At 57.3% G+C, this 21,091-nt stretch carries 21 protein-coding genes and 1 tRNA gene; 17 read left to right on the top strand and 5 right to left on the bottom strand.

What is annotated here, in order from left to right; all coding sequences use genetic code 11:
* The first annotated feature begins 14 nt into the window (after window positions 1-14).
* Entirely contained in the window at window positions 15-1,310 is a 1,296-nt protein-coding gene (locus RV1423_RS00935; RefSeq protein ID WP_034292112.1) for a replication-associated recombination protein A, read from the top strand.
* A 144-nt stretch (window positions 1,311-1,454) separates the two neighbouring features.
* Here RV1423_RS00935 and RV1423_RS00930 read toward each other — a convergent pair whose 3' ends face one another.
* A complete protein-coding gene (locus RV1423_RS00930) occupies window positions 1,455-2,048 on the bottom strand; it encodes a hypothetical protein (RefSeq protein WP_034292110.1) in 594 nt (197 codons plus the stop codon).
* A gap of 170 nt (window positions 2,049-2,218) precedes the next feature.
* On the opposite strand from RV1423_RS00930, the gene serS reads away from it, so the two are divergent.
* Window positions 2,219-3,517: a serine--tRNA ligase gene (gene serS, locus RV1423_RS00925; RefSeq protein WP_034292108.1), complete on the top strand. Its 1,299-nt coding sequence runs from the start codon at window positions 2,219-2,221 to the stop codon at window positions 3,515-3,517.
* Window positions 3,518-3,608: 91 nt separating this feature from the next.
* Here serS and RV1423_RS00920 read toward each other — a convergent pair whose 3' ends face one another.
* A complete protein-coding gene (locus tag RV1423_RS00920; protein ID WP_373419940.1) occupies window positions 3,609-5,477 on the bottom strand; it encodes a GGDEF domain-containing protein in 1,869 nt (622 codons plus the stop codon).
* 223 nt (window positions 5,478-5,700) lie between these two features.
* On the opposite strand from RV1423_RS00920, the gene RV1423_RS00915 reads away from it, so the two are divergent.
* Window positions 5,701-5,790 (top strand) — tRNA-Ser (locus RV1423_RS00915).
* A 272-nt stretch (window positions 5,791-6,062) separates the two neighbouring features.
* Complete coding sequence (locus tag RV1423_RS00910; protein WP_081768630.1) at window positions 6,063-8,237, top strand: copper-translocating P-type ATPase; 2,175 nt, start codon at window positions 6,063-6,065, stop codon at window positions 8,235-8,237.
* A gap of 132 nt (window positions 8,238-8,369) precedes the next feature.
* On the opposite strand, the gene RV1423_RS00905 is transcribed toward RV1423_RS00910, so the two are convergent.
* A complete protein-coding gene (locus tag RV1423_RS00905) occupies window positions 8,370-9,341 on the bottom strand; it encodes an IS5 family transposase (RefSeq protein ID WP_034292102.1) in 972 nt (323 codons plus the stop codon).
* Between the two features lie 355 nt (window positions 9,342-9,696).
* Here RV1423_RS00905 and RV1423_RS00900 point away from each other — a divergent pair, with 355 nt between their 5' ends.
* The 5 genes from RV1423_RS00900 to RV1423_RS00880 all read left to right on the top strand — a co-directional run bounded on the left by RV1423_RS00900 (window position 9,697) and on the right by RV1423_RS00880 (window position 14,132).
* Complete coding sequence (locus RV1423_RS00900) at window positions 9,697-10,548, top strand: fused MFS/spermidine synthase (protein WP_197034846.1); 852 nt, start codon at window positions 9,697-9,699, stop codon at window positions 10,546-10,548.
* Window positions 10,549-10,567: 19 nt separating this feature from the next.
* On the top strand, window positions 10,568-10,921 hold the full coding sequence (locus tag RV1423_RS00895; RefSeq protein WP_034292100.1) for a YkgJ family cysteine cluster protein: 354 nt from the start codon (window positions 10,568-10,570) through the stop codon (window positions 10,919-10,921).
* 28 nt (window positions 10,922-10,949) lie between these two features.
* Window positions 10,950-11,816: a fused MFS/spermidine synthase gene (locus RV1423_RS00890; RefSeq protein ID WP_034292098.1), complete on the top strand. Its 867-nt coding sequence runs from the start codon at window positions 10,950-10,952 to the stop codon at window positions 11,814-11,816.
* Between the two features lie 91 nt (window positions 11,817-11,907).
* A complete protein-coding gene (locus RV1423_RS00885) occupies window positions 11,908-12,108 on the top strand; it encodes a CopG family transcriptional regulator (RefSeq protein ID WP_034292096.1) in 201 nt (66 codons plus the stop codon).
* 296 nt (window positions 12,109-12,404) lie between these two features.
* Window positions 12,405-14,132 carry a GGDEF domain-containing protein gene (locus tag RV1423_RS00880; RefSeq protein WP_034292093.1) on the top strand — a complete coding sequence of 576 codons (1,728 nt, stop codon included), beginning with the start codon at window positions 12,405-12,407 and terminating at the stop codon, window positions 14,130-14,132.
* A 29-nt stretch (window positions 14,133-14,161) separates the two neighbouring features.
* Here RV1423_RS00880 and RV1423_RS00875 read toward each other — a convergent pair whose 3' ends face one another.
* The gene (locus RV1423_RS00875; protein WP_034292091.1) at window positions 14,162-14,587 is read right to left on the bottom strand and encodes a MarR family winged helix-turn-helix transcriptional regulator; all 426 of its coding nucleotides are present in this window, start codon (window positions 14,585-14,587) and stop codon (window positions 14,162-14,164) included.
* Between the two features lie 129 nt (window positions 14,588-14,716).
* Between RV1423_RS00875 and RV1423_RS00870 the strand changes: the two genes are divergently transcribed.
* The 4 genes from RV1423_RS00870 (at window position 14,717) to RV1423_RS00855 (ending at window position 17,308) form a co-directional block, all read left to right on the top strand.
* A complete protein-coding gene (locus tag RV1423_RS00870) occupies window positions 14,717-15,916 on the top strand; it encodes an HPP family protein (protein ID WP_034292090.1) in 1,200 nt (399 codons plus the stop codon).
* 84 nt (window positions 15,917-16,000) lie between these two features.
* Window positions 16,001-16,123: a hypothetical protein gene (locus RV1423_RS30800; RefSeq protein ID WP_255344172.1), complete on the top strand. Its 123-nt coding sequence runs from the start codon at window positions 16,001-16,003 to the stop codon at window positions 16,121-16,123.
* Window positions 16,124-16,349: 226 nt separating this feature from the next.
* Window positions 16,350-16,541, top strand: coding sequence for a DUF1289 domain-containing protein (locus RV1423_RS28860; RefSeq protein ID WP_034292506.1), 192 nt, complete (start codon window positions 16,350-16,352; stop codon window positions 16,539-16,541).
* Window positions 16,460-17,308 (top strand): cysteine hydrolase family protein, encoded by an 849-nt coding sequence (locus RV1423_RS00855; protein ID WP_231502007.1) that lies wholly within the window; start codon window positions 16,460-16,462, stop codon window positions 17,306-17,308. The genes RV1423_RS28860 and RV1423_RS00855 overlap by 82 nt, the downstream gene beginning before the upstream one ends.
* Before the next feature lie 7 nt (window positions 17,309-17,315).
* Here RV1423_RS00855 and RV1423_RS00850 read toward each other — a convergent pair whose 3' ends face one another.
* Window positions 17,316-17,933, bottom strand: a complete 618-nt coding sequence (locus tag RV1423_RS00850; RefSeq protein ID WP_034292087.1) for a Maf-like protein — start codon at window positions 17,931-17,933, stop codon at window positions 17,316-17,318.
* A 104-nt stretch (window positions 17,934-18,037) separates the two neighbouring features.
* Between RV1423_RS00850 and RV1423_RS00845 the strand changes: the two genes are divergently transcribed.
* From RV1423_RS00845 to RV1423_RS00830, 4 genes are all read left to right on the top strand, one after another.
* Window positions 18,038-18,532 carry a DUF177 domain-containing protein gene (locus RV1423_RS00845; protein ID WP_197034845.1) on the top strand — a complete coding sequence of 165 codons (495 nt, stop codon included), beginning with the start codon at window positions 18,038-18,040 and terminating at the stop codon, window positions 18,530-18,532.
* Window positions 18,533-18,638: 106 nt separating this feature from the next.
* Window positions 18,639-18,821, top strand: coding sequence for a 50S ribosomal protein L32 (gene rpmF / locus RV1423_RS00840; protein ID WP_006463510.1), 183 nt, complete (start codon window positions 18,639-18,641; stop codon window positions 18,819-18,821).
* Between the two features lie 146 nt (window positions 18,822-18,967).
* Window positions 18,968-20,065: a phosphate acyltransferase PlsX gene (plsX, locus tag RV1423_RS00835; protein ID WP_034292082.1), complete on the top strand. Its 1,098-nt coding sequence runs from the start codon at window positions 18,968-18,970 to the stop codon at window positions 20,063-20,065.
* On the top strand, window positions 20,062-21,048 hold the full coding sequence (locus RV1423_RS00830) for a beta-ketoacyl-ACP synthase III (protein ID WP_034292080.1): 987 nt from the start codon (window positions 20,062-20,064) through the stop codon (window positions 21,046-21,048). The genes plsX and RV1423_RS00830 overlap by 4 nt, the downstream gene beginning before the upstream one ends.
* Window positions 21,049-21,091 lie beyond the last annotated feature (43 nt).

Genomic DNA, 21,091 nt, shown 5'->3' with positions numbered 1-21,091 from the left:
ATTTTTACAACTGCATGAATTCAGCGCCGTTAGCCGAACGTCTCCGACCGCATTCCTTTGACGATGTCATCGGGCAGCAGCATTTGCTGGGACCGGGCAAGCCCCTGCGTGTGGCGTTCGAGTCGGGCGAGCCGCATTCGATGATTTTGTGGGGACCGCCGGGTGTGGGAAAGACCACGCTGGCGCGCATCATGGCGGATTCGTTCAACGCCGAGTTCATCGCCTTGTCGGCGGTCTTGTCGGGCGTCAAGGACATTCGCGAGGCGGTCGAGCGCGCGCAATTCACGCGCGCCAATTCCGGCCGTCGCACCATTCTGTTCGTCGACGAAGTCCACCGTTTCAACAAGAGCCAGCAAGACGCCTTCCTGCCGCATGTGGAAAGCGGGCTGTTCACCTTCATCGGCGCGACCACCGAGAATCCTTCCTTCGAAGTCAACAGCGCGCTGCTGTCGCGCGCCGCCGTCTATGTGCTCAAATCGCTGACGGAAGAAGACCTCGGCGCGCTGGTCGAACGCGCCTGCCGCGATGAACTCGACGGGCTGCAATTCGAGCCGGAAGCGCGGGAAATGCTGATCGCCAGCGCCGACGGCGACGGCCGCAAGCTGCTCAACAATCTGGAAATCGTCGCGCGCGCGGCGCAGGCGAAGAACGTCGGCGTGGTCGGCCCGGAAGTGCTGGCCGAATGCCTGGGCGATGCCTTGCGCCGTTTCGACAAGGGCGGCGATGCATTCTATGACCAGATTTCGGCCCTGCATAAATCGGTGCGCGGTTCCAGTCCCGACGGCGCCCTGTACTGGCTCACGCGCATGCTCGACGGCGGCACCGATCCGCGCTATCTGGCGCGCCGCATTGTGCGCATGGCCTGGGAAGACATCGGCCTGGCCGATCCGCGCGCGATGACCATCGCCAACGACGCCGCCGCAACCTACGAGCGACTCGGTTCGCCCGAAGGCGAACTGGCGCTGGCGCAGGCGGTGATTTACCTGGCGATCGCGGCCAAGAGCAATGCCGGCTACATGGCGTACAACCAGGCGCGTGCTTTCGTTTCCAAGGACAAGTCGCGGCCGGTGCCGGAACACCTGCGCAACGCACCGACCAAGCTGATGAAGGAACTGGGTTACGGCAAGTTGTATCGCTATGCCCATGATGAACCGGAAGGCTATGCTGCCGGCGAGACTTACCTGCCGGACGGAATTCCCGATCCGCGCTGGTACCAGCCGGTGCCGCGCGGCCTCGAAGCCAAGATCGGCGACAAGATGGCGCATCTGCGCGAACTGGATCGGGAATACAAGAAAAGCGACAAAGGATAGAGTCAGGTTGAAGTGGCAATACTGTCTGATCGGGAATCTCTCTATCGCCGTTGTCCCAGCGAACGCTGGGACCCAGTGGCGTGAAGGCGCTCGATACGACGCTGGGTCCTGACTTTCGTCAGGACGACAAAATCGTCAGAGGGACTAAGCAGGCTTTTTCCACACCTCGAATGTGCCTTCCATTGCCCCCATGGCGCTGATCACCGCGTTGTAGGTCGCATCATTGTCGTAGCCCGGCAATTTCACCTTGAACTCTTCCATCAGGCTTTCCAGCCCCGGCGTGTCGTTGGGCAGGCGGATGCCGCCTTTGGCGGTAACGAGCATCCAGTAAGGCATGGGCAGGAAATCGTCGCCGATGGTAATGACGAGGCGCTCAATGTCTTGCCAGGCGATGCTTTCCAGTTCGGCGCCGCTGCGGGAGGTTTTGATAACGGCGTCGTCGAACGCCACCGTCACGGGTTTGGCGCGCTCGACGGCGCGGCGGGCCGGGCGCAAATCGGCTGCGGTGGGGCCGGCATTGATCTTCCATGCGGTCGACGGCGGCGCCGGAAACAAGCGGTTCTTGACGCGTTGCCCAAACGCGAACATGGCGCCGAAGCTGAGGCCGGTCAGCACGCCGTAGCCGAGGCTGGAGCCGGTCAGGGCAAACCTGGAGCCGGCCCAGACGGCGCAGCTTGCGGCGAGGGCAAAGCCGATGAGATGGATGAACAGCGGCGGCTGGGCGGGTTTTTCTGACATGGCGGATTCCTGTGGCTTTCCTTGGCGGTTGGCGGCAATGGTAACGCAAGCGCATGGGCGTTGTCGGCGGCGTGGCTATTTTTGCCGCAATAACCCGCCCGGCAGCGAGGACAGGCGATGTCCTTGGTACAATCTCGGTTTTACGTATTCCTCTTTCTATTTGGCATTCCATGATCGACATCCAACTTCTTCGTAAAGACATCGACAATGTCGCGACCCGTCTGGCGGCGCGCAAATTCCAGCTCGATGTCGTCGCTTTCAATGCGCTGGAAGCCGAGCGCAAGCATATCCAGACCCGCACCGAGGAATTGCAGGGCAAGCGCAACAGCCTGTCCAAGCAGATCGGCATGCTGAAGGGCAACGGCGAAGACGCGTCGGCCGTGATGGCCGAGGTGTCCGGCATCGGCGACGACCTGAAGGCATCGGCGACCCGGCTGGAAGAGGTGCAGGCGCAGATGGCCGATTTCATGCTGGCCGTGCCGAACCTGCCGCACGAGTCGGTGCCTGCCGGCGCCGATGAAAGCGGCAACGTCGAAGTGCGCAAGGTCGGCACGCCGCGCGCTTTCGATTTCGAGATCAAGGATCACGTCGATGTGGGTGCGGCGCTTGGCCTGGACTTCGACGTCGCCGCCAAGCTGACCGGTTCGCGCTTCGCGGTCATGAAGGGCGGCATTGCCCGCCTGCATCGCGCGCTGGCGCAATTCATGCTCGACACGCACACGCTGGAGCACGGTTACACCGAGTGTTACACGCCTTATATCGTCAATGCCGATTCGCTGCGCGGCACCGGCCAGTTGCCGAAGTTCGAAGCCGATCTGTTCGCCGCCAAGAAGGGCGGCCAGGAAGGCGAGACCGGCGACAACGCCGCGCTGTACCTGATCCCCACCGCCGAAGTGCCGCTGACCAACCTGGTGCGCGACGAGATCGTCGCCGGCGACGCCCTGCCGATGAAGATGACGGCGCATTCGCCATGCTTCCGTTCCGAAGCCGGCAGCTATGGCCGCGACACGCGCGGCATGATCCGCCAGCATCAGTTCGACAAGGTCGAGATGGTGCAGATCGTGCATCCGGAAAAATCCTATGAAGCGCTGGAAGAGATGCTCGGCCATGCTGAAAACATCCTCAAGAAGCTCGGCCTGCCGTACCGTGTGATCACGCTGTGTACCGGCGACATGGGCTTCGGTGCGGCCAAGACTTACGACATCGAGGTCTGGTTGCCGGCGCAGAACACGTATCGCGAAATCTCCTCGGTGTCGAACTGCGAAGCTTTCCAGGCGCGCCGCATGCAGGCGCGCTTCCGCAATGCCCAAGGCAAGCCGGAACTGGTGCATACGCTGAACGGTTCCGGCCTCGCAGTCGGACGTACATTGGTCGCCGTGCTGGAAAACGGTCAGCAGGCCGACGGCAGCGTGACAATTCCGGAAGCGCTGCGCCCCTACATGGGGGGACTGGAAAAGCTGGCGCCGTAAACTGGTCGACGTAATGAAAAATGGCTGATGCTCGTGGGGCATCAGCCTTTTTTTTATGCGTCGTCCGGATCGCAGAGGCGCTTGTGATCGTTTACATTGCCCACGAGAAAGTTGCCGGAATACGCCGCTCGATAAAGAGGCTGTTGCCCGGCGTTTTCTTGGCCTGCTTCTTGGCCTTGGTGGCGGCGGAAGCAATCTGGTGCGGCGACGAATATTGCGACGGCTCGATCTTGACCGCGCCCAGCGACAGGCTGACCAGCGGATGCAGGATTCTGTTGCCCTGGCGATCTTCGCTGTAGTAGCCGCCGCGTTCTTTATCTTCGACGTAGTAGAAACTTTGCGAAGCGATGCTGAACGCGTCCAGCATCGCCTGGCAGCGATATTCCCAGTCTTCGCTCTGGAACATGATCAAAAAATCGTCGCCGCCGATATGGCCGATGAAGTCGTGCTGCGAATCGCAGAACTGGCTCAGCGTGCGGCCGGTCAACTGGATCATGTCGTCGCCCTTGCGATAGCCGTAGACGTCGTTGAAAGGCTTGAAGTGGTCGAGGTCACAATAGCAGATGCAGAATTCCACACCGCTTTGCAGCAGGAATTCGATGTGCTCGTTGATCGGCACGTTGCCCGGCAGTTGCGTCAGCGGATTGGCGTAGCGTGCCGCTTCGATCTGCATATGCGTGATTTCGCGCAGCAAGTCGTGGCCGGTGCCCATGCCGACGTACTGGCCGTGGTCGACGATGATGAAGCCGTTCGACAAGTGATGAGATTCGGCCTGGACCAGGATGTGGCTGAGGTCTTGCAGGCTGGTGTCCTGTTCGGTCAGCAGCGGGTTCGGGTCCATGAAGAAGGTGCAGGATTTCTTGCCGTACAGTTCCCGGCCATACAGCCGGGCGAAGCGTTCGACCATGCTGTAGCGGTTGATCAGGCCGACCGGGATACCGTTGCTGACGACCGGCAGCGCCTGTAGAAGAGGATCATTGACGAACAGGTCGTAGACTTCGTCATTGGGCACGCTCGGTGCGACGTATCGGGTTTCGCGCAGCAGCTTCAGAACCGTGGCGTTTTTCTTGCCGGGACCGTATTTTTGCGCAGCCAGGGGCACCTTGTCGCGACGCAATGTCTTGCTGATATCGTCGGTCACGATGGTCTTGGGATCGGCCTGCGGACGCGCGATATGGTAGCCCTGGCCGCAGGCGATGCCGAGGTCGCGTATGGTCAGCAACTCGGCCTGGGTTTCGATGCCTTCGGCGATGACGATCGAACCGGATTTTTCGGCAATCTCCTGGATCGAACGCACGAATTGCAACTTCATCGGATCGTTGTTGATGCCTTGGATGAAGTGCATGTCGATCTTGACATATTCCGGCTGCAGTTCTGACCAGAGGCGCAAGCTCGAGAATCCTTCGCCGAGGTCGTCGATGGCGATCTGGAAACCCATGTCGCGGTAATGCATGGCGGCGTTGCGCAGCAGCTCGTAGTCGTACGTCGGCTCGTTTTCTGTCAGTTCGATGATGATGCGCTGCGGGTTGATGCCGAGCTTTTCAAGGTGGCGCAAGGTCTCGCCCTGGATCGCTTCGGGCTGCACCAGCGCGCCTGGACTGACGTTCAGGAACAGGTTGCCGGGCAGGCCGGACTGGGCGAATTGCGCCATGACGATGTGGCGGCACAAGTGCTCGACCTGCACTGACAGCTTGTTCGCGCGCGCCACCTTGAACAGGTTCAGCGGCGAATGCAGCGGACTGTTGGACGGACCTCGGATCAGGCCTTCGTAGCCGAGGATTTCGCCGCTGCGCATGCGGATGATCGGCTGGAACAGGGCGGTCAGACTGCGTTGGGCGATGATTTCGTGAAGATGGGACAGCAATTGCGAATCCTGCTGCTCGGAAGTCGTGTGGGCATCCTCCGATTCGCCCGCAGGGAAGGGCGGGAAATTGCTGTCGAATGTAAAAGGGGACATCATCAGGTTCAGTAGGTCTAACCGCAGTTTGAGTGTAGCGCCCGAGCGCAGAGCAACGTCTGATGCTAGTAGAGATTTATGACAAGATGATGATCCGGATAATTTCCAGGCGAAAAGTCCGGAAAATATTTGCGGATTTTCCATGTGAAGGCTTTCCTTCTTTAAAACGGTTCTGCTATAATCTTTTGCTTTGCTGCATCAGCGTGGCAATTCGACTAGGTTAACCGGAGAGGTGGCAGAGTGGTCGAATGTACCTGACTCGAAATCAGGCGTACGGTTTCCCGTACCGTGGGTTCGAATCCCACCCTCTCCGCCAAGAACAAGTACCAAGCAGTCCAAGGAAGTCCAAGAACCCGTATCAAGCCCAGTGCTGATGCGGGTTTTTTGTTTTTGTTCCATTCCTCTCCTTTCTCAAATGCTCGGACGGAATGGTGAATAATTGATTATTGTCAAAAGCCAACAAAATAGGCTTGACCTTCCCGTCGTGGAAAGCCGTAGCATTACATTTCCATATTGCGTCCCTTCCTGGCCGCTTCATGCTTGCACGCCCAGATCTCCATCGCCCTCGTTTTAATAAAGGATTGGCACATGGCGCATGACCCGCACCACCACCACGTACACGGCGACCACGTTCATCTGCACGCAACCGATCCGACCGTGCCGGATGGGACAATCTATACCTGCCCCATGCACCCGGAGATTCGCCAGCCAGCCCCCGGCAATTGTCCAAAATGCGGCATGACGCTCGAACCCGTATTGCCCTCGCTGGAGGATGTTGAGAATCCGGAGCTGGTCGATTTCCGGCGACGTTTCTGGTGGACGTTGCCAGCCACCGTCGTCGTTACGGTTCTGGCCATGGCCGCGCATCAATTCTTCCCGGCCGGCGTGCCGCAGCAGAACTGGATCGAGCTGGTGTTGAGCACGCCAGTGGTCCTTTGGGCGGGATGGCCTTTTCTTGTCCGTTGTGTTCAATCGCTGGCTCAACGCAGTCCTAACATGTGGACCCTGATCGGCTCCGGTGTCACGGCAGCTTACGGCTATAGTGTCGTCGCTACCGTGGCACCCGGTGTTTTTCCCGCGTCCTTCATGATGCATGGGCGCATCGGCGTCTACTATGAGGCGGCTGCCGTCATTATTTCGCTGACCTTGTTGGGGCAGATTCTCGAACTGCGCGCGCGTTCGCAAACGTCAGCGGCGATCAAGTCCCTCTTGGGCCTGGCTCCCAAAACGGCACGCCGTATCCGGGAGGACGGCAGTGAAGAGGACATCCCATTGGCGCATGTTCACATGGGGGATTTGCTGCGTGTGCGTCCCGGCGAAAAAGTGCCGGCCGACGGCGTGGTCGTCGAGGGTGAGAGCGCCGTTGACGAGTCGATGTTGACCGGAGAACCATTGCCCGTGACCAAGCGCGTGGACGATAAAGTCATCGGGGCGACGCTCAATGGCAGCGGCAGCCTGGTTATTCGCTCTGAAAAAATCGGTTCGCAAACCATGCTGTCCCAGATCGTTCAGATGGTGGCGCAAGCCCAGCGTTCACGCGCCCCGATGCAGCGGCTTGCCGATGTCGTTGCCAGGTATTTCGTCATGGTTGTCGTCAGCATCGCGGTGCTGACCTTGCTTGGCTGGGGATTTTTCGGACCTGATCCGAGCTGGGTGTACGGTTTTGTGAATGCTGTCGCGGTCCTGATCATTGCCTGCCCATGCGCCCTTGGCCTGGCCACCCCGATGTCCATCATGGCGGCGACGGGGCGGGCAGCGACGCAGGGAATGTTGTTTCGCGATGCGGCAGCCATTGAAGCCATGCGCAAGGTCGACACCCTGATCGTGGACAAGACGGGCACCTTGACCGAGGGCCGGCCTGCTTTCGATCGCGTGGTCGCGGCGGCAGGCATGACGGAAGCTTACGTTCTCCAGATTGCGGCAAGCATCGATCAAGGCAGTGAGCATCCGCTTGCGCACGCGATTGTCGCTGAAGCACGCCGGCGCGATTTGCCGCTTATCAAGCCGGAGCGCTTTGAATCGTCCAGTGGTATTGGTGTGCGCGGCAGCGTCTCCGGCCTATCCGTTGCGCTTGGCAATACGGTGCTGATGGAAGCCGAAAAAGTGGACTGGCATCCTTTGTCCGAACAAGCGGAGGCCTTGCGCAGCGAAGGCGCCAGCGTCATGTATCTGGCCGTCGATGGCGGGCTGGCGGGTATTGTGGCGGTCTCCGATCCGCTCAAGGCGACGACGGTCGACGCCCTCGCAACCTTAACGCGGGCAGGATTGACGATCATCATGGCCACCGGCGACGGCCTGACAACAGCGCAGGCCGTGGCAAGGAGGTTGGGTATCGGCGAGGTGTATGGCGAGGTTAAGCCGCAAGATAAACTTGCCTTGGTCGAGCGATTGCAAAAGCAGGGAAAAATCGTCGCCATGGCCGGCGACGGCATCAACGATGCTCCGGCACTGGCCAAGGCGGATGTCGGTATTGCAATGGGAACCGGCACCGATGTGGCCATCAACAGCGCCCATCTGACGTTGGTGAAAGGCGACCTGAGGGCAATCGCCCGTGCTCGTCTGCTATCCCTCGATACGGTGCGTAACATGCGACAAAACCTGGGTTTTGCGTTCGTCTATAACGCCCTGGGAATTCCTTTGGCGGCAGGTGTCTTGTATCCCTTTACCGGGCAACTGCTGTCGCCGATGATTGCTGCCCTGGCCATGAGCCTGAGTTCTGTCTCCGTCATCACCAACGCCTTGCGGTTGCGTCGCGGGAATTAAGGCTACGCTGAATAACTTGCTGATTTTTGAACCGGTGTAACAAATTCATCCGTCCCGCCGATTTGGTGCGAATTGCTTCTTGTTGTTTGTCCTTTCGGGCTATTTTGCGGGATTTTCCCCGCCTTCTGTCCACTACGGACGGACTTGCCCCATCAACCTGTGACGAGACAGGTAAATGTTGGCCAGGGCAAGCGCGGTAAATGCACGTCCGGCATTCTTGGCCAGGCCACGGTAGCGTACTTTCGTGAAACCCCACAGCCGCTTGACTACGCCGAAGACGTGCTCGACGCGGGCGCGGATCTTCGATTTGTGGCGATTCTTGCTGCGCTTGATTTCATCGACTTCGCCACCCAGCCGACGCGTGCGGCAGTTCGTGAAATCCCTCGCTTGCGGCGCCTTGCCGCGGATCAGATCCTTCTGACTGGCGTAGGCACTGTCGCCATAGACGCGCCGCTCCTGTCCATGCAGCAAGTCAGGCAGCGGGTGCTTGTCGTGCACGTTGGCGGCAGTGACGACGGCGCTGTGCGCCAGACCGCTTTGGCTATCGACGCCGATGTGCAATTTCATTCCGAAGTACCACTGCTGCCCTTTGCGCGTCTGGTGCATTTCCGGATCACGCGCTTTCTCTGCGTTCTTCGTTGAACTGGGGGCGGCAATGAGGGTGGCGTCGACGATCGTGCCGGTTTTGAGCGTCATCCCACTGCCTTGCAGCACGCGGCCGACCTCGGCAAACAGCTTTTCGTTGAGATGATGTTGTTCCAGCAGATGCCTGAACTTAAGCAAGGTGGTCGCGTCAGGCCCTGCTTCACGTCCCAGGTCGATGCCGGCAAAACGGCGCAGACTGGCGCTGTCATACAACGCCTCTTCGCAGGCGAAGTCAGCCAGATTGAACCAGTGCTGAAGGAAGTGAATGCGCAGCATGCGTTCCAGACCTATCGGCGGACGGCCATTGCCGCCCCGCGGATAGTACGGCTCGATCACGGCGCACAACTCGGACCACGGAACGATGCGATTCATGGTGTCGAGAAATTGATCGCGCCGAGTCGGCTTGCGATGCTGTTCAAATCCTTGGTCTGCCGCCATCGCCAGTGTTTGCTGTTTCATCGCTTTTTACCTTGCTCCGTATCGATCGGAACAATAACGTCTTCAGTCCTCAACTCGTTTACTTAATCAGCGTAGCCTTAACGGCGGCTGGACTACGCAGGAGATATTTAGCCCAACCGCGACGTTGCAAATGCCAAGAAATTTGCATTTGCTCTTTCATTAATCAGAGGCGGCAAAGGAGTTCGAATTTTTGAATTATATTATAATATTATTATCCTGATATTATAATGTAATGATCATAAAAGAATATAGAAGACGGCCATTGGCACCATCGTTCAGTAAGACGGCAGCGAATTTTCCGGGAGGTCCGATTGCGTATCGACACGATCGTTCTTCCGAACGAATTCGCTTTTATATGGAATTGCTGCTCAATGAGCAAAATCCTCCACTTCCAGAGGAATCTGTTCCTATGCTTTTAAACCGGTTTGACCATTTGATGTCTATTTCCAACAATGGAAAGCCATTCATTTATACAAACGGCCGTTCGGCGTTCCTGCACTTTGACATCCTTGCGGTGCAGAGCGAGATGGATGTCAATGCGCCTTATCGGCTAGTGCTCAGTTACACTCGCACGATGATGGGATTCCTGCTTTTCCATCAGGCGCCGAAATCGATTGCGATGATCGGCTTGGGCGGAGGCTCCATGCCGAAGTATTGCCACCGTTATTTGCCGGAAGCCTCCATTGTCGTGCTTGAAAAAAATGAGGAAGTGATCGCTTTGCGCGATCACTTCCTCATCCCTGAGGATGACGATCGTTTATCGATTCACTGCGCGGATGGCGTGGATTTCGTGAAAACCGCGGAACAGCAGTACGACGTGTTGGTAGTGGATGGGTTTGACAAGGCGGGGCAGCCGCCGCGGCTGTGCAGTCAGGATTTTTACGACGACTGCTATCGGCTCCTTGCCCAGGACGGCATCATGGTTGTCAATCTCATAGATAATGACGAAGTCAACGAAATCTATCTGGATCGCATGCGGCGCAGTTTCGACGATGCGGTCATCACCGTTCCGGTCTTTGAGTCGCATAACAGAATCGCCTTCGCCTGCAAGGGCGACAGTCTTCAATTGTCCAACCAGGTTCTGATCGGGCGGCTAAGGGCAATTGCTGCATCGCATCCGATGGATCTACACCAGGTACTGAAGGGCATCTTGCAGCAACGCCAGCTTGAGCTGGTGACGGGACGATCTCAGGCGGTCGTCTTTTGAGCGTGCCTCTTGTGAAAAAATGATGACCAACATCCAGACAATTCAGTTCTTTAGGAAGCGGATTCCCTCTTTCGTCTGCAAGCCTGGCTGCCATGACTGCTGCGGCCCGGTGACGGCTTCGTCGGAAGAGATGTCGCTGCTGCCGGTGAAAACGGCTGAGGAGCACGATGTTGCATTGGCAAATCTGGATTGCCCGCATCTTGGCCAAGACGGTTGCGAAGTCTATGCCGAGCGGCCGCTCATTTGCCGCTTGTTCGGGACGACACCGCGGCTGGCTTGCCCGAACGGCCATCGGCCGGATGTAATGATCGATCCGCGCATTGAGGAAAAAATACATCAATTCTTCCTGGCGACGCGGCAGGTTTTGGTTTAAGCAGTTTGACTGGTGTGAGGCGATATCAATGAAAAAAGCATTGCAGGAAGGTTTTCAGCGGAAGAGAAGGGCCTTCGAAGAACTCTATGTCGACAGTAAGGGAAAGCCCTTTTCCTTTGATAGCGACGACATGCGCACCTTGCATTTTGACGACCGTTATATTCAAAGCGCGATGCGCATCAGTGCGCCTGACGAGCTCCTGCTGAGCTATACCCGCGCCATGATGGCATTTTTGTTGTTCCAGCGTGAGCCGGCCAGCATCTTGATAATAGGCCTGGGTGGCGGTTCTTTGCCCAAGTATTGTCATCGGATCTTGCCGCGCGCAAAAATTACGGTGCTGGAACTGGATGCCGATGTGATCGCACTGCGCGACAAGTTTGCTGTTCCTGCAGAGAGTGAACGCTTTCAGGTCGTCCATACGGATGCGAAAGATTATGTGGAGACGACGGATCAGCGAGTGGACGTCATTTTGCATGATGGCTTCGATGCGGATGGACTGGCGCCGTCTTTGAGCACCGAATCGTTTTATGCAGCTTGCCGTAAAACGCTGTCCGATGATGGCGTTCTGGTGTCGAATTTATGGGGGGATGCCGGCAATTTGTCGCTTGTCATGGACCGTCTGTGGACGGTTTTCGATGCGAAATTGTGGTGGAGCAGCGTATCGACCAGTTTGAATCGCGTCGTTTGGGCGGTGAACGGCAACGGCCTGTCCGTGCCGGCGCTTCATACGCAGGCTGTCCGGCTTGATTTGATTTACGATTTGTCGTTTGTCGCGCTCGTGGAGCGCATTCAGACTGCGCAGGGGAAAAGCCGCGCCGAATTCAAGGCGATTTCGGATATGAGCGTATTTGCCGAGTTCATGCATGTCGCAAGCGATGAAGACAGAGGATCCTGATCAGACTCACGCGCGCCTCATCTGGAAATAACGGATTGAAAAACATTATCATTTGATTATAATATTTCCATCCCCACATCAGAAGGCAATCATGGAAAGCAAAACTGCCCGTCTCACCGTGCTGGTCGATCCGGTCAAGAAAAAAGCGTTTGAAGAGCTGTGCTCCAGCCAGGATTTGACACCGTCGCAGGTCATTCGTCAATTGATGCGCGATTACATGAAGCGATTCGGAGTGGATTACAGTACCCAAAGCAACATTGTCAGTAAAAATGCAGCGCGGAAGAAAGCGTAGATTTTCTTGAATTCAAAGAGGCGTTTTTGGTGTCGACCTGAGCGCCTCTCACACAATGCTTCATCTTAAAACGCGAACGCCCGCATCATGCGGGCGTTTTGCCATCTACTGCCGTTAACGGCATTGCATCTTCCGAATGTCCAAGTCGGGTCTATCTCGTGCTGATTTTCTGTGATGCAAATCATGCCTGTGCCTAAAAATTAAGCAATTGAGGCATGGTGATTTATAATAGCGGGCTTGATTGCAATTATGACAATAATCGCCCACCTCCGTGCTGGGCATTTCGGGGTGTGTTGATGTCGTTGAGTCGCCTGTTCTGGCTTATCTCCATTGCACTGATGCTGTTGTTCTCTGCACTCGCTGCGCGGATCGTCCTGATCGAATGGGGCGCCTATCAGCGCGGTGCGCGCAGCGTGGAGGCCGTGCGCATCGTGCAACTGGCCATGGTGGCCATGGAAAAAATCTCGTTTGAGCGGGGCCCTGCCAACGCGGCGATGGGCGGCGAGCGTGAGGCTCTGCCTTTGTTGCGGCAAAAGCTGGATCGGGCACGGCAAGAGTCCGACCAGTCGCTTTCCGATGTGTTGAGTGCGCTACGCGTCGAGGCCGACCCTCGCTACGTCCCTGTCATTCGCAAGATCGAGGCGGTGCGCCAGGTATTGGGGCCGGCGCGGCAACGAACCGACCAGCAGGTCGGCGTGCTGAAATGGCAGCGTTCTTCCAGGGAGATTTCGGCTGCAGTGGAAGGAATGGTCAATCTCATTCCTCTGATGGTTGCGGCAGTTGCGGATCTGTCCAGCATTGCAATTCAGGCAGACCCTGAAGTGCTGGATGGTCTGACGGGGATGCGCATCGCTTCCACCATGCGCGAATATGCCGGGCAAGTGGGCTCCAGATTTACGGCGCCGGTGATCATGCAGCGACCGCTGACCAAGGATGAAGTGATTGAGATCGGCAAGTTGTACGGCCGTATCGAACAGTTGCGTACTCTGCTCGATATCCAGATGCGTGCGTACAAGGACAATCCGGCGTTCCGTATGGCGCTGTCCGACCTTGATGCGCAATACTTCGGAAAAAGTTTCCCTTTCCTCGACAGCCTGTTGCAAAGCGGCCTGACCTCAGGTTCGTACGAGGTTGACACGGCCGAGTTGGCTGCACGCTACGTCCCGCCGATGGCGTCGATTCTGCATCTGCGCGACGTGATCCTGACTGATGTAATCCGCGAAGCAGAAATCCGTCATCGTCAGGCATTCAACCTGCTCGTCGGCGTCGTTGCGATGACGGTGTTTGCTTTCCTGTGTTTCTTTGTGTTGCTGTATCTGGTGCGCCAGCGCGTGCTGGAGCCGGTGCTGAAGGCGACCAACCTGGTCGTGGGTCTGGCGGAAGACAACTTCGATGCGCCGATTCCGCAGGCGCGCCACAACGATGAAATCGGCGACATGTTGCGCGCCCTCCATGTGCTCAAAGCGCGCAGCCTGGAGCGCATCAGTCTGGCAGGCGAGCGCGAGACGCTGATCGAACAACTGCAAGTGTCGTCGAATACCGATTTCCTGACCGGCGTACTGAACCGCCGCGCCTTTTTCGCGCATAGCGAGCAGCAACTGGCGATTGCGCAGCGCTATAAGAGGAATCTTGCTCTGGTCCTGCTCGACATTGACCATTTCAAGCGCATCAACGACAACTACGGTCATAACGCCGGCGACAATATCTTGCGCAATGCGGTCCAGATGATCAGCCAGTTGCTGCGCAAGATGGATGTCTTGGCTCGCTACGGCGGCGAGGAATTCATCATCTTGTTGCCGGAGGCCGATCTCGGGCAGGGCGTAGCGGTGGCGGAGAAATTGCGCGTCATGCTGGCGTCGCGGACTTTTGCGATCGACGATGCACGGCGGATCGGCATTACGGCGAGCTTCGGCGTCAGCGCGCTGGCGGGGGAGGAAAGCCTCGACCACTTGATTCGCATGGCCGACGAAGCGCTGTACGTTGCCAAGAACAAGGGACGCAACCGGGTCGAGAGGGCAGCCTGACTCGGCGTCGATTGCGCTTTTTGCGACGTTCAGTCGCGGTCGTTGAAAGCCGAAATATGTGAGACCTGGAATACACTGGACAGCGAATGCAGTTCGTTGCGGTGCAGTTCCGCCAGGCGATGCAGATACTGTTCGCCGGTTTCCGTCAGCCGCACCTGGACCAGGCGCTTGTCCTTGTCATCCTGGGTGCGCGTCACCAATCCCGCTTTTTCACAGCGCGTCACCAGCGCCACCACGCCATGATGCTGAGATTGCAGGCGTTCGGCGAGTTCGCTGATGCTGGCCCAGTCGCGTCCGGGGAATCCCTTGATATGCAACATCAGCAGATATTGCAGCGGTGTCAGTCCTTCGCTTTGCGCGGCTTCTTCGCTGAAACGGATGAAACGGCGCAGTTGATAACGGAATTCCGAAAGGGCTTCGAAATCGCCTTTTTGCAAGCGGGAGGATGTCTTCATTGGTGGTGTGTCGGGCCGGGAAGGCGGTGGTCGGATCCGGTAAGTCCGGATATTAAGCCTCACAATAGGCAAAATATATCATCTTGTGATGTAATTGCGTCTTATATCTATTCCAAAATGGGTTGGTGCATGCGCGATTCTATCCTGCAATGGCTGAGAAGTTTCATTCCGCAAAAAACGGCGGTCGATCGTTTTGAGCGCATGCGCGCCAGCGTTGGCGCGTTGTTTGGTATTTTACTGACAGGTTTGCTGAGTTATGCGATTCTGCCGCACGATGCGGCCGCCGTCTGGCTCATCGCGCCGATGGGGGCGTCGGCGGTATTGTTGTTTGCGGTGCCTTCCAGCCCGCTGGCGCAGCCTTGGTCGATTATCGGCGGTAACCTGATTGCTGCACTGGTGGGCGTGAGCTGCGCCAAGCTGGTTGCGGAGCCGGCCCTTGCGGCGGCGCTGGCGATCGCGCTGGCGATCGCTTGCATGTTCGCCTTGAGCTGCATTCATCCGCCCAGTGGCGCGGTGGCCTTGACGGCGGTGCTGGGCGGTCCGGCGGTGCATGCGATGGGATACCGGTTCGTGCTAGTGCCGGTATTGCTCAATTCCTTTTTGCTGCTGGCCATGGCGCTGTTTTTCAACAATGCCACGCGGCGTCGCTATCCGCATGCGCAGCAGAGCGAACATCGCAACAACATGCACCAGACGCATGATGCGGCGCCGAGTGCGCGTCTCGGGTTCACCCATGACGATCTTGATGCGGTGTTGCGGCGCTATAACCAGGTGCTCGATATCAGCCGCGACGACCTTGAAGGGATCTTGCAGCAAACCGAAATGGAAGCATATCGCCGCCGCTTTGGCGAGACCGTGTGCGCCGACATCATGTCGGGTGACGTCGTGGCGGTGGAATTTGCGACTGAGCTGGCCGAGGCGTGGAGGCAGATGCGCGAACATCGCCTGCAGGCCTTGCCGGTCATTGATCGGGCGCGCCGCGTGATCGGCATCGTGACCAAGACGGACTTCCTGCATCATGCCGGCACTCATGATGACGAAAGATTGAGCGACAAGCTGCGCTCTTTCTTGCGGCGCACGCCGCATACGCACTCGATCAAGCCGGAGGTGGTCGGGCAGATCATGAGCAAGGCCGTGAAAACCGCTTCGGTGCATCTGCCGATCGTGCAACTGGTGCCGCTAATGGCGGACGATGGCATCCATCAGATTCCGGTGATTGACGATGAACGTCGCCTAGCGGGAATGGTGACGCAATCGGACATGGTGGCTGCGCTGTACGTCAATAATCTCAATGGGGGGCGCGGCGGATTGCGGGCAGTGGCGTCATGAGCGCATTGCATGGTGGCCGAACCATTTGATCTGGCGGCGTCTAAAATGCAGGAAGTGCACGAAGGACAAATAGAGGAGACCGCCATGCGTCAAACCGTTTTGATCTCAGTCGTCGTTGTCGCCATGCTGGCGGCCGCATGCCAGCGCAAGGACAAGCCGCCGAAACCCACCGTGTCGCTGGCGCCGGTGGTGCAATTGGTGGGCTGATCCGGATAGAGATATTGTTTTTGTGAATATCTGCTATTGGAAGAATAAAGCAGACGAGCGGGAAGTCGATCGTTATAGTTCCACCTGTCTCCTCCAATTCTCCTCCTTAAGAAATTGGATTCAGCCCGCAACCTCTGGTTCGCGGGCTTTTTTTTGTCCTGAGACTGCGCCCGTGCTTCTTGGTAAGATGTCGGTACACCGCCACGCAGTTCTTGTAAAGATATCCATGTCTCAAACTCCCCCCGAACGTCCTGATACCCCCTGTGTTGCCGTCTGCTCAACCACCTTTGACGATGTCTGCCGCGGTTGCGGTCGTACTGTCGCCGAGGTCGCGCATTGGGTATTCATGACCGAGGAGGAGAAGGACGCGGTCTGGAAGCGTATTACTGCCGAGGGTTATCCACGCCGTCAGGCCTAGGCGCGGTTGTGTTTTTTTGGGGGGGGGCATGCAGCGATGCATCAAGAGAGCCTGATCCGGGTGCACGTTTGTTTGTGCGATATGTTCCGATAACAGGAGTCGAAAACATGATTCAGAAACGAAGCTTTTATCAAGCCGCTTCGGCATCGTTGCTTATCGCATTGAGCGCATGCGGCTCAATGCCTGCAACGACAGCAGCCGGCATCAACACTTTTCCCGAAATTCCCGCGCCGGCACCGGTCGTTCTCGCGTCTAAGACGACGGCATTGCTGGTACTCGATATCAATTCCGTCGTATGCCAGCCGAATCCGGTTTGCCTGAATACAGTGCCGGCGATCGCTGCGCTGATCGCCAAGGCGCGCGCGGCTAAGGTGCCTGTCCTTTACTCGACCACCGTCAGTCCTTCAGGACCGCCGCCAACTCTGTCCGACGTCGCACCGCAGCCGGGAGAGCCGATCGTGTCGACACGCGCGAACAAATTCACAGGCACCAATCTGGAAGAGCTGCTAAAGCAAAAAAATGCGGAAACGCTGGTGATCGTAGGCAGTACTGCCAACGGCGCCGTCATGTACACCTCGTTCCATGCGAATACGCGCGGTTTCACGGTGGTCGTTGCCGAAGATGGCATTTCCAGTCCGGTACCGATCAATACGCAACTGGCGCGTTATCAATTATTGAATCAGCCTGGATTCATCAATGCGGGCAATACGCCGCTGGCGGATAAAAAAGTGACGCTGAGCCGGGGCGACCTGATTACCTTCAAGTGATCGTGTTCTAGCTGGCAACGCCAAAAAACGGCATGCCGGCATTGCGAAGCATGCCGGTCAGCGCAATCATGGGCAGGCCGGTGAGGGCGGTGGGATCGACGCTGTCGATCCTTTCGAGGATGGCAATGCCTAATCCCTCGTTTTTGGCGCTGCCGGCGCAATCGTATGGCTGCTCAATGCGCAGATAGGCGTCCAGTTCGGCATCCGGCAGATTGCGGAAGGTCACGAAGGTCTGGATATTCTCGATCTGAATGACTGGCGAGCCGGGCTTGCGGTTATCCCACAGGCAGAGTGCCGTATGAAAAATGACGCGCCGGCCGCGCATCTTGATTAGTTGTCGAAGTGCATTATCGTGATTGCCGGGTTTGCCGATTTGTTCACCGTCGAGCGTGGCAACCTGGTCGGAGCTGATGATAAGCGAGTCGGGGTTGCGTTGTGCTATGGCTTCGCCTTTTGCGCGCGCCAGGCGCAATGCAGTGGCTTCCGGGCTTTCGTCCGCTGCTGGCGTTTCGTCGATCTCGGGCGCAATGACCTCGAAAGGCAATTGCAGTCTGGACAAGAGTTCTTTCCGATAGCTTGAGCTGGAGGCCAGGATCAGACGGGGGAGCGGTGGGGAATTGTGCATTATGCGACAACAGGTGGGAAACGTTGGCTGGAAATACGCTAACACTTTGACGAATAAGGGAAAACGCTGTTATTATCGCAGGTTTTCCGGATTCTGCTTTCGCCATGAGTGCTTTTGTGATCGACGCATTTGAATTTTGTCGGCTAAAAGAACAGGCCGAAGGCGAGTTGCCGGTAGCCGAAATGGCGCGCCTGGCGGGCGAAACGGTTGATCGCGCTGGCTCCATCAAATGGTCTCTGGCTGGCGGCGCCGACAAGCTCGGTCATCCGCAATTGAAGCTTTCCGTCTCTGGACGGGTCAATCTGGTTTGCCAGCGATGCCTGACTGCAATGCCTTTCGAGGTGTCGTCCGAGTCAGTGCTGGTATTGGCCAAGGATGAAGAATCAGCCGACGCCATCGAAGAAGTGCTCGATGACGAGTCGATCGATGTGATTGTCGGTGATGAGGCTTTCGATATCAGTTATCTGATTGAAGATGATGCGCTGCTGGCTTTGCCCGTGGCGCCCAAGCATGATGTCTGTCCTGCGCAGGAAGTGGCTGGGCCTGCTGCGACCGAGAAAGTGTCGCCGTTTTCGGTGTTGAAGAATTTGAAGCGGTAAAAGTAGGTGGCGGGATTTTTCCGCCGGATGTAAGGATTCTCGGTTGGTCAGTGAGTTTGCTAGCCGGATATGTTAAAATTTTAGAACTTAAGGTTTAGGAGTTATCATGGCTGTTCAACAAAACAAAAAGACCCCGTCGAAGCGCGGTATGCATCGTGCACACGATTTCCTGACAGCGCCGCCGCTGGCAGTCGAGCCGACAACCGGTGAAACGCACCTGCGTCACCACATCAGCCCGAACGGTTTCTACCGTGGTCGCAAGGTCCTGAAGACCAAAAACGACGAGTAATCGGAAATTGCTGTTAAGGCGGAATGCGGCGCAATGAGTTTTTCAATTGGCGCCGCTTTTCATATGCTGGTTCAGCTCAGCGCGTCATTTTGAATCGCGCCAAATCTGCCCCATAATGCGGGTTGGCAAGGCTCTGAATCAAAACAATGACCATCAAAATTTCCATTGACTGTATGGGCGGCGATCACGGCCCGTCAGTTACCATCCCAGCCGCCATTTCTTTCCTGCAGCGCGAGCCTGATGCCGAATTGATACTGGTCGGCCAGGAGGACTTGCTGCGTGCCGTTTTGCGGAAGCAAAAGCAGAACGATATTTCCCGGATTCATATTCAGCACGCCGCCGAAGTCGTTGCCATGGACGATTCGATCGAGGTCGCCCTGCGTCGCAAAAAAGACTCGTCCATGCGCGTAGCCGTCAATCTGGTCAAGGATGGCCGGGCTAGCGCTGCCGTTTCCGCCGGCAATACCGGCGCGCTGATGGCTGTGTCGCGCTATGTGCTGAAAACCATCCCGGGTGTCGATCGTCCGGCGATTTGCACAATTCTTCCCAATCAGAAAGACGGTCCGACCTACATGCTCGATCTGGGGGCCAACGTCGATTGTGAGCCGGAGCATTTGCACCAGTTCGCGTTGATGGGGTCTGCGCTGGTGTCGGCTATGGAAGGCAAGCCGCGGCCGACGGTCGGTTTGCTGAACGTCGGCGAAGAAGAAATCAAGGGCAACGAAGTGGTCAAGCAGGCCGCCGAGCTGCTTCATGCGGATCACGAAAAAGGCATCATCAATTTCTACGGCAACGTCGAAGGCAACGATATATTCGAAGGCACCACGGATATCGTGGTGTGCGATGGCTTTGTCGGCAACGTTACGCTGAAAGCCTCCGAAGGCCTGGGCCGCTTCGTCAAGATCGTGCTGACGACGGAGTTCAAAAAAGGCTTCTTCAATAAGCTCGGCGCCTTGATCGCCTACGGCGCCATCAAGGCATTGTCGCGCCGCCTCAATCCATCCCGCTACAATGGCGCCAGTCTGCTCGGCTTGCGGGGCCTGGTGTTCAAGAGTCACGGCGGCGCTGATGCCTATGCGTTCGAGTGGGCGATACGCCGTGCTTACGATGCGGCGAAATACGACGTCTTGTCGCGCATCACCACAACTATTGCCGAACTGATCCCGCAGGCTGAGGGATCGCTTGTCGAGCGTGTCATTGCAGCCAATACTTCAACCGATCTAACAGAACAGAAAACGGTATGACTTCCTATAGCAAAATTGTCGGTACCGGCAGTTATCTGCCGCCCAAGCGCGTGACCAACGATGAGCTGGCTCAGCAGCTTGCAAAAAAGGGCATTGAAACATCCGACGAGTGGATTTTTTCTCGCAGCGGCATTTCCGCGCGCCATTATGCTGAAGCCGATGTGTTGTCGAGCGACCTGGCGGTGGCGGCGTCGCAACGTGCGCTCCAGGCGGCGGGTTTGCAGGCGAACGACATCGATCTGATCATTCTGGCGACATCGACGCCGGATCATTTCGGCGGCTTTCCGAGCACTGCGTGCGTCGTACAGCGCAAGCTTGGCATCACCAACGGCAGCGCTGCGATGGATGTGCAGGCGGTCTGCAGCGGTTTCATCTACGCGATGTCGGTGGCGGACAGCTTCATCAAGTCCGGTATGTACAAGAACGTGCTGGTGATTGGTGCGGAGGTGTTTTCGCGCATCCTGAATTTCGATGATCGCACCACTTGCGTACTGTTCGGCGACGGTGCCGGCGCGATCGTCATGACGGGGTCAAAAGAGCCTGGTATCCTCGCGTCGAAATTGCATGCCGACGGCAGCCACGGCCACATCCTGTGTGTGCCTGGCAATGTGAACGACGGCGCGATTGCCGGCAACGCCTATCTGTACATGGACGGCCCGGCGGTGTTCAAGCTGGCGGTGTCGGTGCTGGACAAGGTGGCGCGTGAAGTATTGGAAATCGCTCAGGTCGATGCCAGGGAAATCGACTGGTTGATTCCGCATCAGGCCAATATTCGCATCATGCAGAGCACGGCCAAGAAACTCGGCCTGCCGCTGGAAAAAATGGTGGTGACGGTTGACGAGCATGGCAATACCTCGGCAGCGTCCATTCCGCTGGCGCTGGATCAGGCGGTACGCGACGGTCGCGTCAAGCCAGGTCAGAACGTCATGATGGAAGGCGTTGGCGGCGGTTTTACCTGGGGTGCTGTGTTGGTTCGCATGTGAGTTTGCTGCGGTCGCGATTGCCTGTTGCGGCAGAGGCGTGAGC

Source organism: Herbaspirillum sp. RV1423 (assembly GCF_000577615.1).
In the GTDB taxonomy this organism is placed as follows: domain Bacteria; phylum Pseudomonadota; class Gammaproteobacteria; order Burkholderiales; family Burkholderiaceae_D; genus Herbaspirillum.
This window is presented reverse-complemented; position numbering and strand designations above follow the sequence as displayed.

Coding starts and splice junctions, on each gene's coding strand:
- RV1423_RS00930 (WP_034292110.1), bottom strand. CDS start 2,048: ATGTCAGAAAAACCCGCCCAGCCGCCGCTGTTCATCCATCTCATCGGC.
- RV1423_RS28860 (WP_034292506.1), top strand. CDS start 16,350: ATGTCTCAAACTCCCCCCGAACGTCCTGATACCCCCTGTGTTGCCGTC.
- RV1423_RS00895 (WP_034292100.1), top strand. CDS start 10,568: ATGATGACCAACATCCAGACAATTCAGTTCTTTAGGAAGCGGATTCCC.
- RV1423_RS00935 (WP_034292112.1), top strand. CDS start 15: ATGAATTCAGCGCCGTTAGCCGAACGTCTCCGACCGCATTCCTTTGAC.
- RV1423_RS00875 (WP_034292091.1), bottom strand. CDS start 14,587: ATGAAGACATCCTCCCGCTTGCAAAAAGGCGATTTCGAAGCCCTTTCG.
- RV1423_RS00910 (WP_081768630.1), top strand. CDS start 6,063: ATGGCGCATGACCCGCACCACCACCACGTACACGGCGACCACGTTCAT.
- RV1423_RS00920 (WP_373419940.1), bottom strand. CDS start 5,477: ATGATGTCCCCTTTTACATTCGACAGCAATTTCCCGCCCTTCCCTGCG.
- RV1423_RS00870 (WP_034292090.1), top strand. CDS start 14,717: ATGCGCGATTCTATCCTGCAATGGCTGAGAAGTTTCATTCCGCAAAAA.
- RV1423_RS00830 (WP_034292080.1), top strand. CDS start 20,062: ATGACTTCCTATAGCAAAATTGTCGGTACCGGCAGTTATCTGCCGCCC.
- RV1423_RS00880 (WP_034292093.1), top strand. CDS start 12,405: ATGTCGTTGAGTCGCCTGTTCTGGCTTATCTCCATTGCACTGATGCTG.
- RV1423_RS00890 (WP_034292098.1), top strand. CDS start 10,950: ATGAAAAAAGCATTGCAGGAAGGTTTTCAGCGGAAGAGAAGGGCCTTC.
- plsX (WP_034292082.1), top strand. CDS start 18,968: ATGACCATCAAAATTTCCATTGACTGTATGGGCGGCGATCACGGCCCG.
- RV1423_RS00850 (WP_034292087.1), bottom strand. CDS start 17,933: ATGCACAATTCCCCACCGCTCCCCCGTCTGATCCTGGCCTCCAGCTCA.
- rpmF (WP_006463510.1), top strand. CDS start 18,639: ATGGCTGTTCAACAAAACAAAAAGACCCCGTCGAAGCGCGGTATGCAT.
- RV1423_RS00885 (WP_034292096.1), top strand. CDS start 11,908: ATGGAAAGCAAAACTGCCCGTCTCACCGTGCTGGTCGATCCGGTCAAG.
- RV1423_RS30800 (WP_255344172.1), top strand. CDS start 16,001: ATGCGTCAAACCGTTTTGATCTCAGTCGTCGTTGTCGCCATGCTGGCG.
- RV1423_RS00900 (WP_197034846.1), top strand. CDS start 9,697: ATGGAATTGCTGCTCAATGAGCAAAATCCTCCACTTCCAGAGGAATCT.
- RV1423_RS00905 (WP_034292102.1), bottom strand. CDS start 9,341: ATGAAACAGCAAACACTGGCGATGGCGGCAGACCAAGGATTTGAACAG.
- serS (WP_034292108.1), top strand. CDS start 2,219: ATGATCGACATCCAACTTCTTCGTAAAGACATCGACAATGTCGCGACC.
- RV1423_RS00845 (WP_197034845.1), top strand. CDS start 18,038: ATGAGTGCTTTTGTGATCGACGCATTTGAATTTTGTCGGCTAAAAGAA.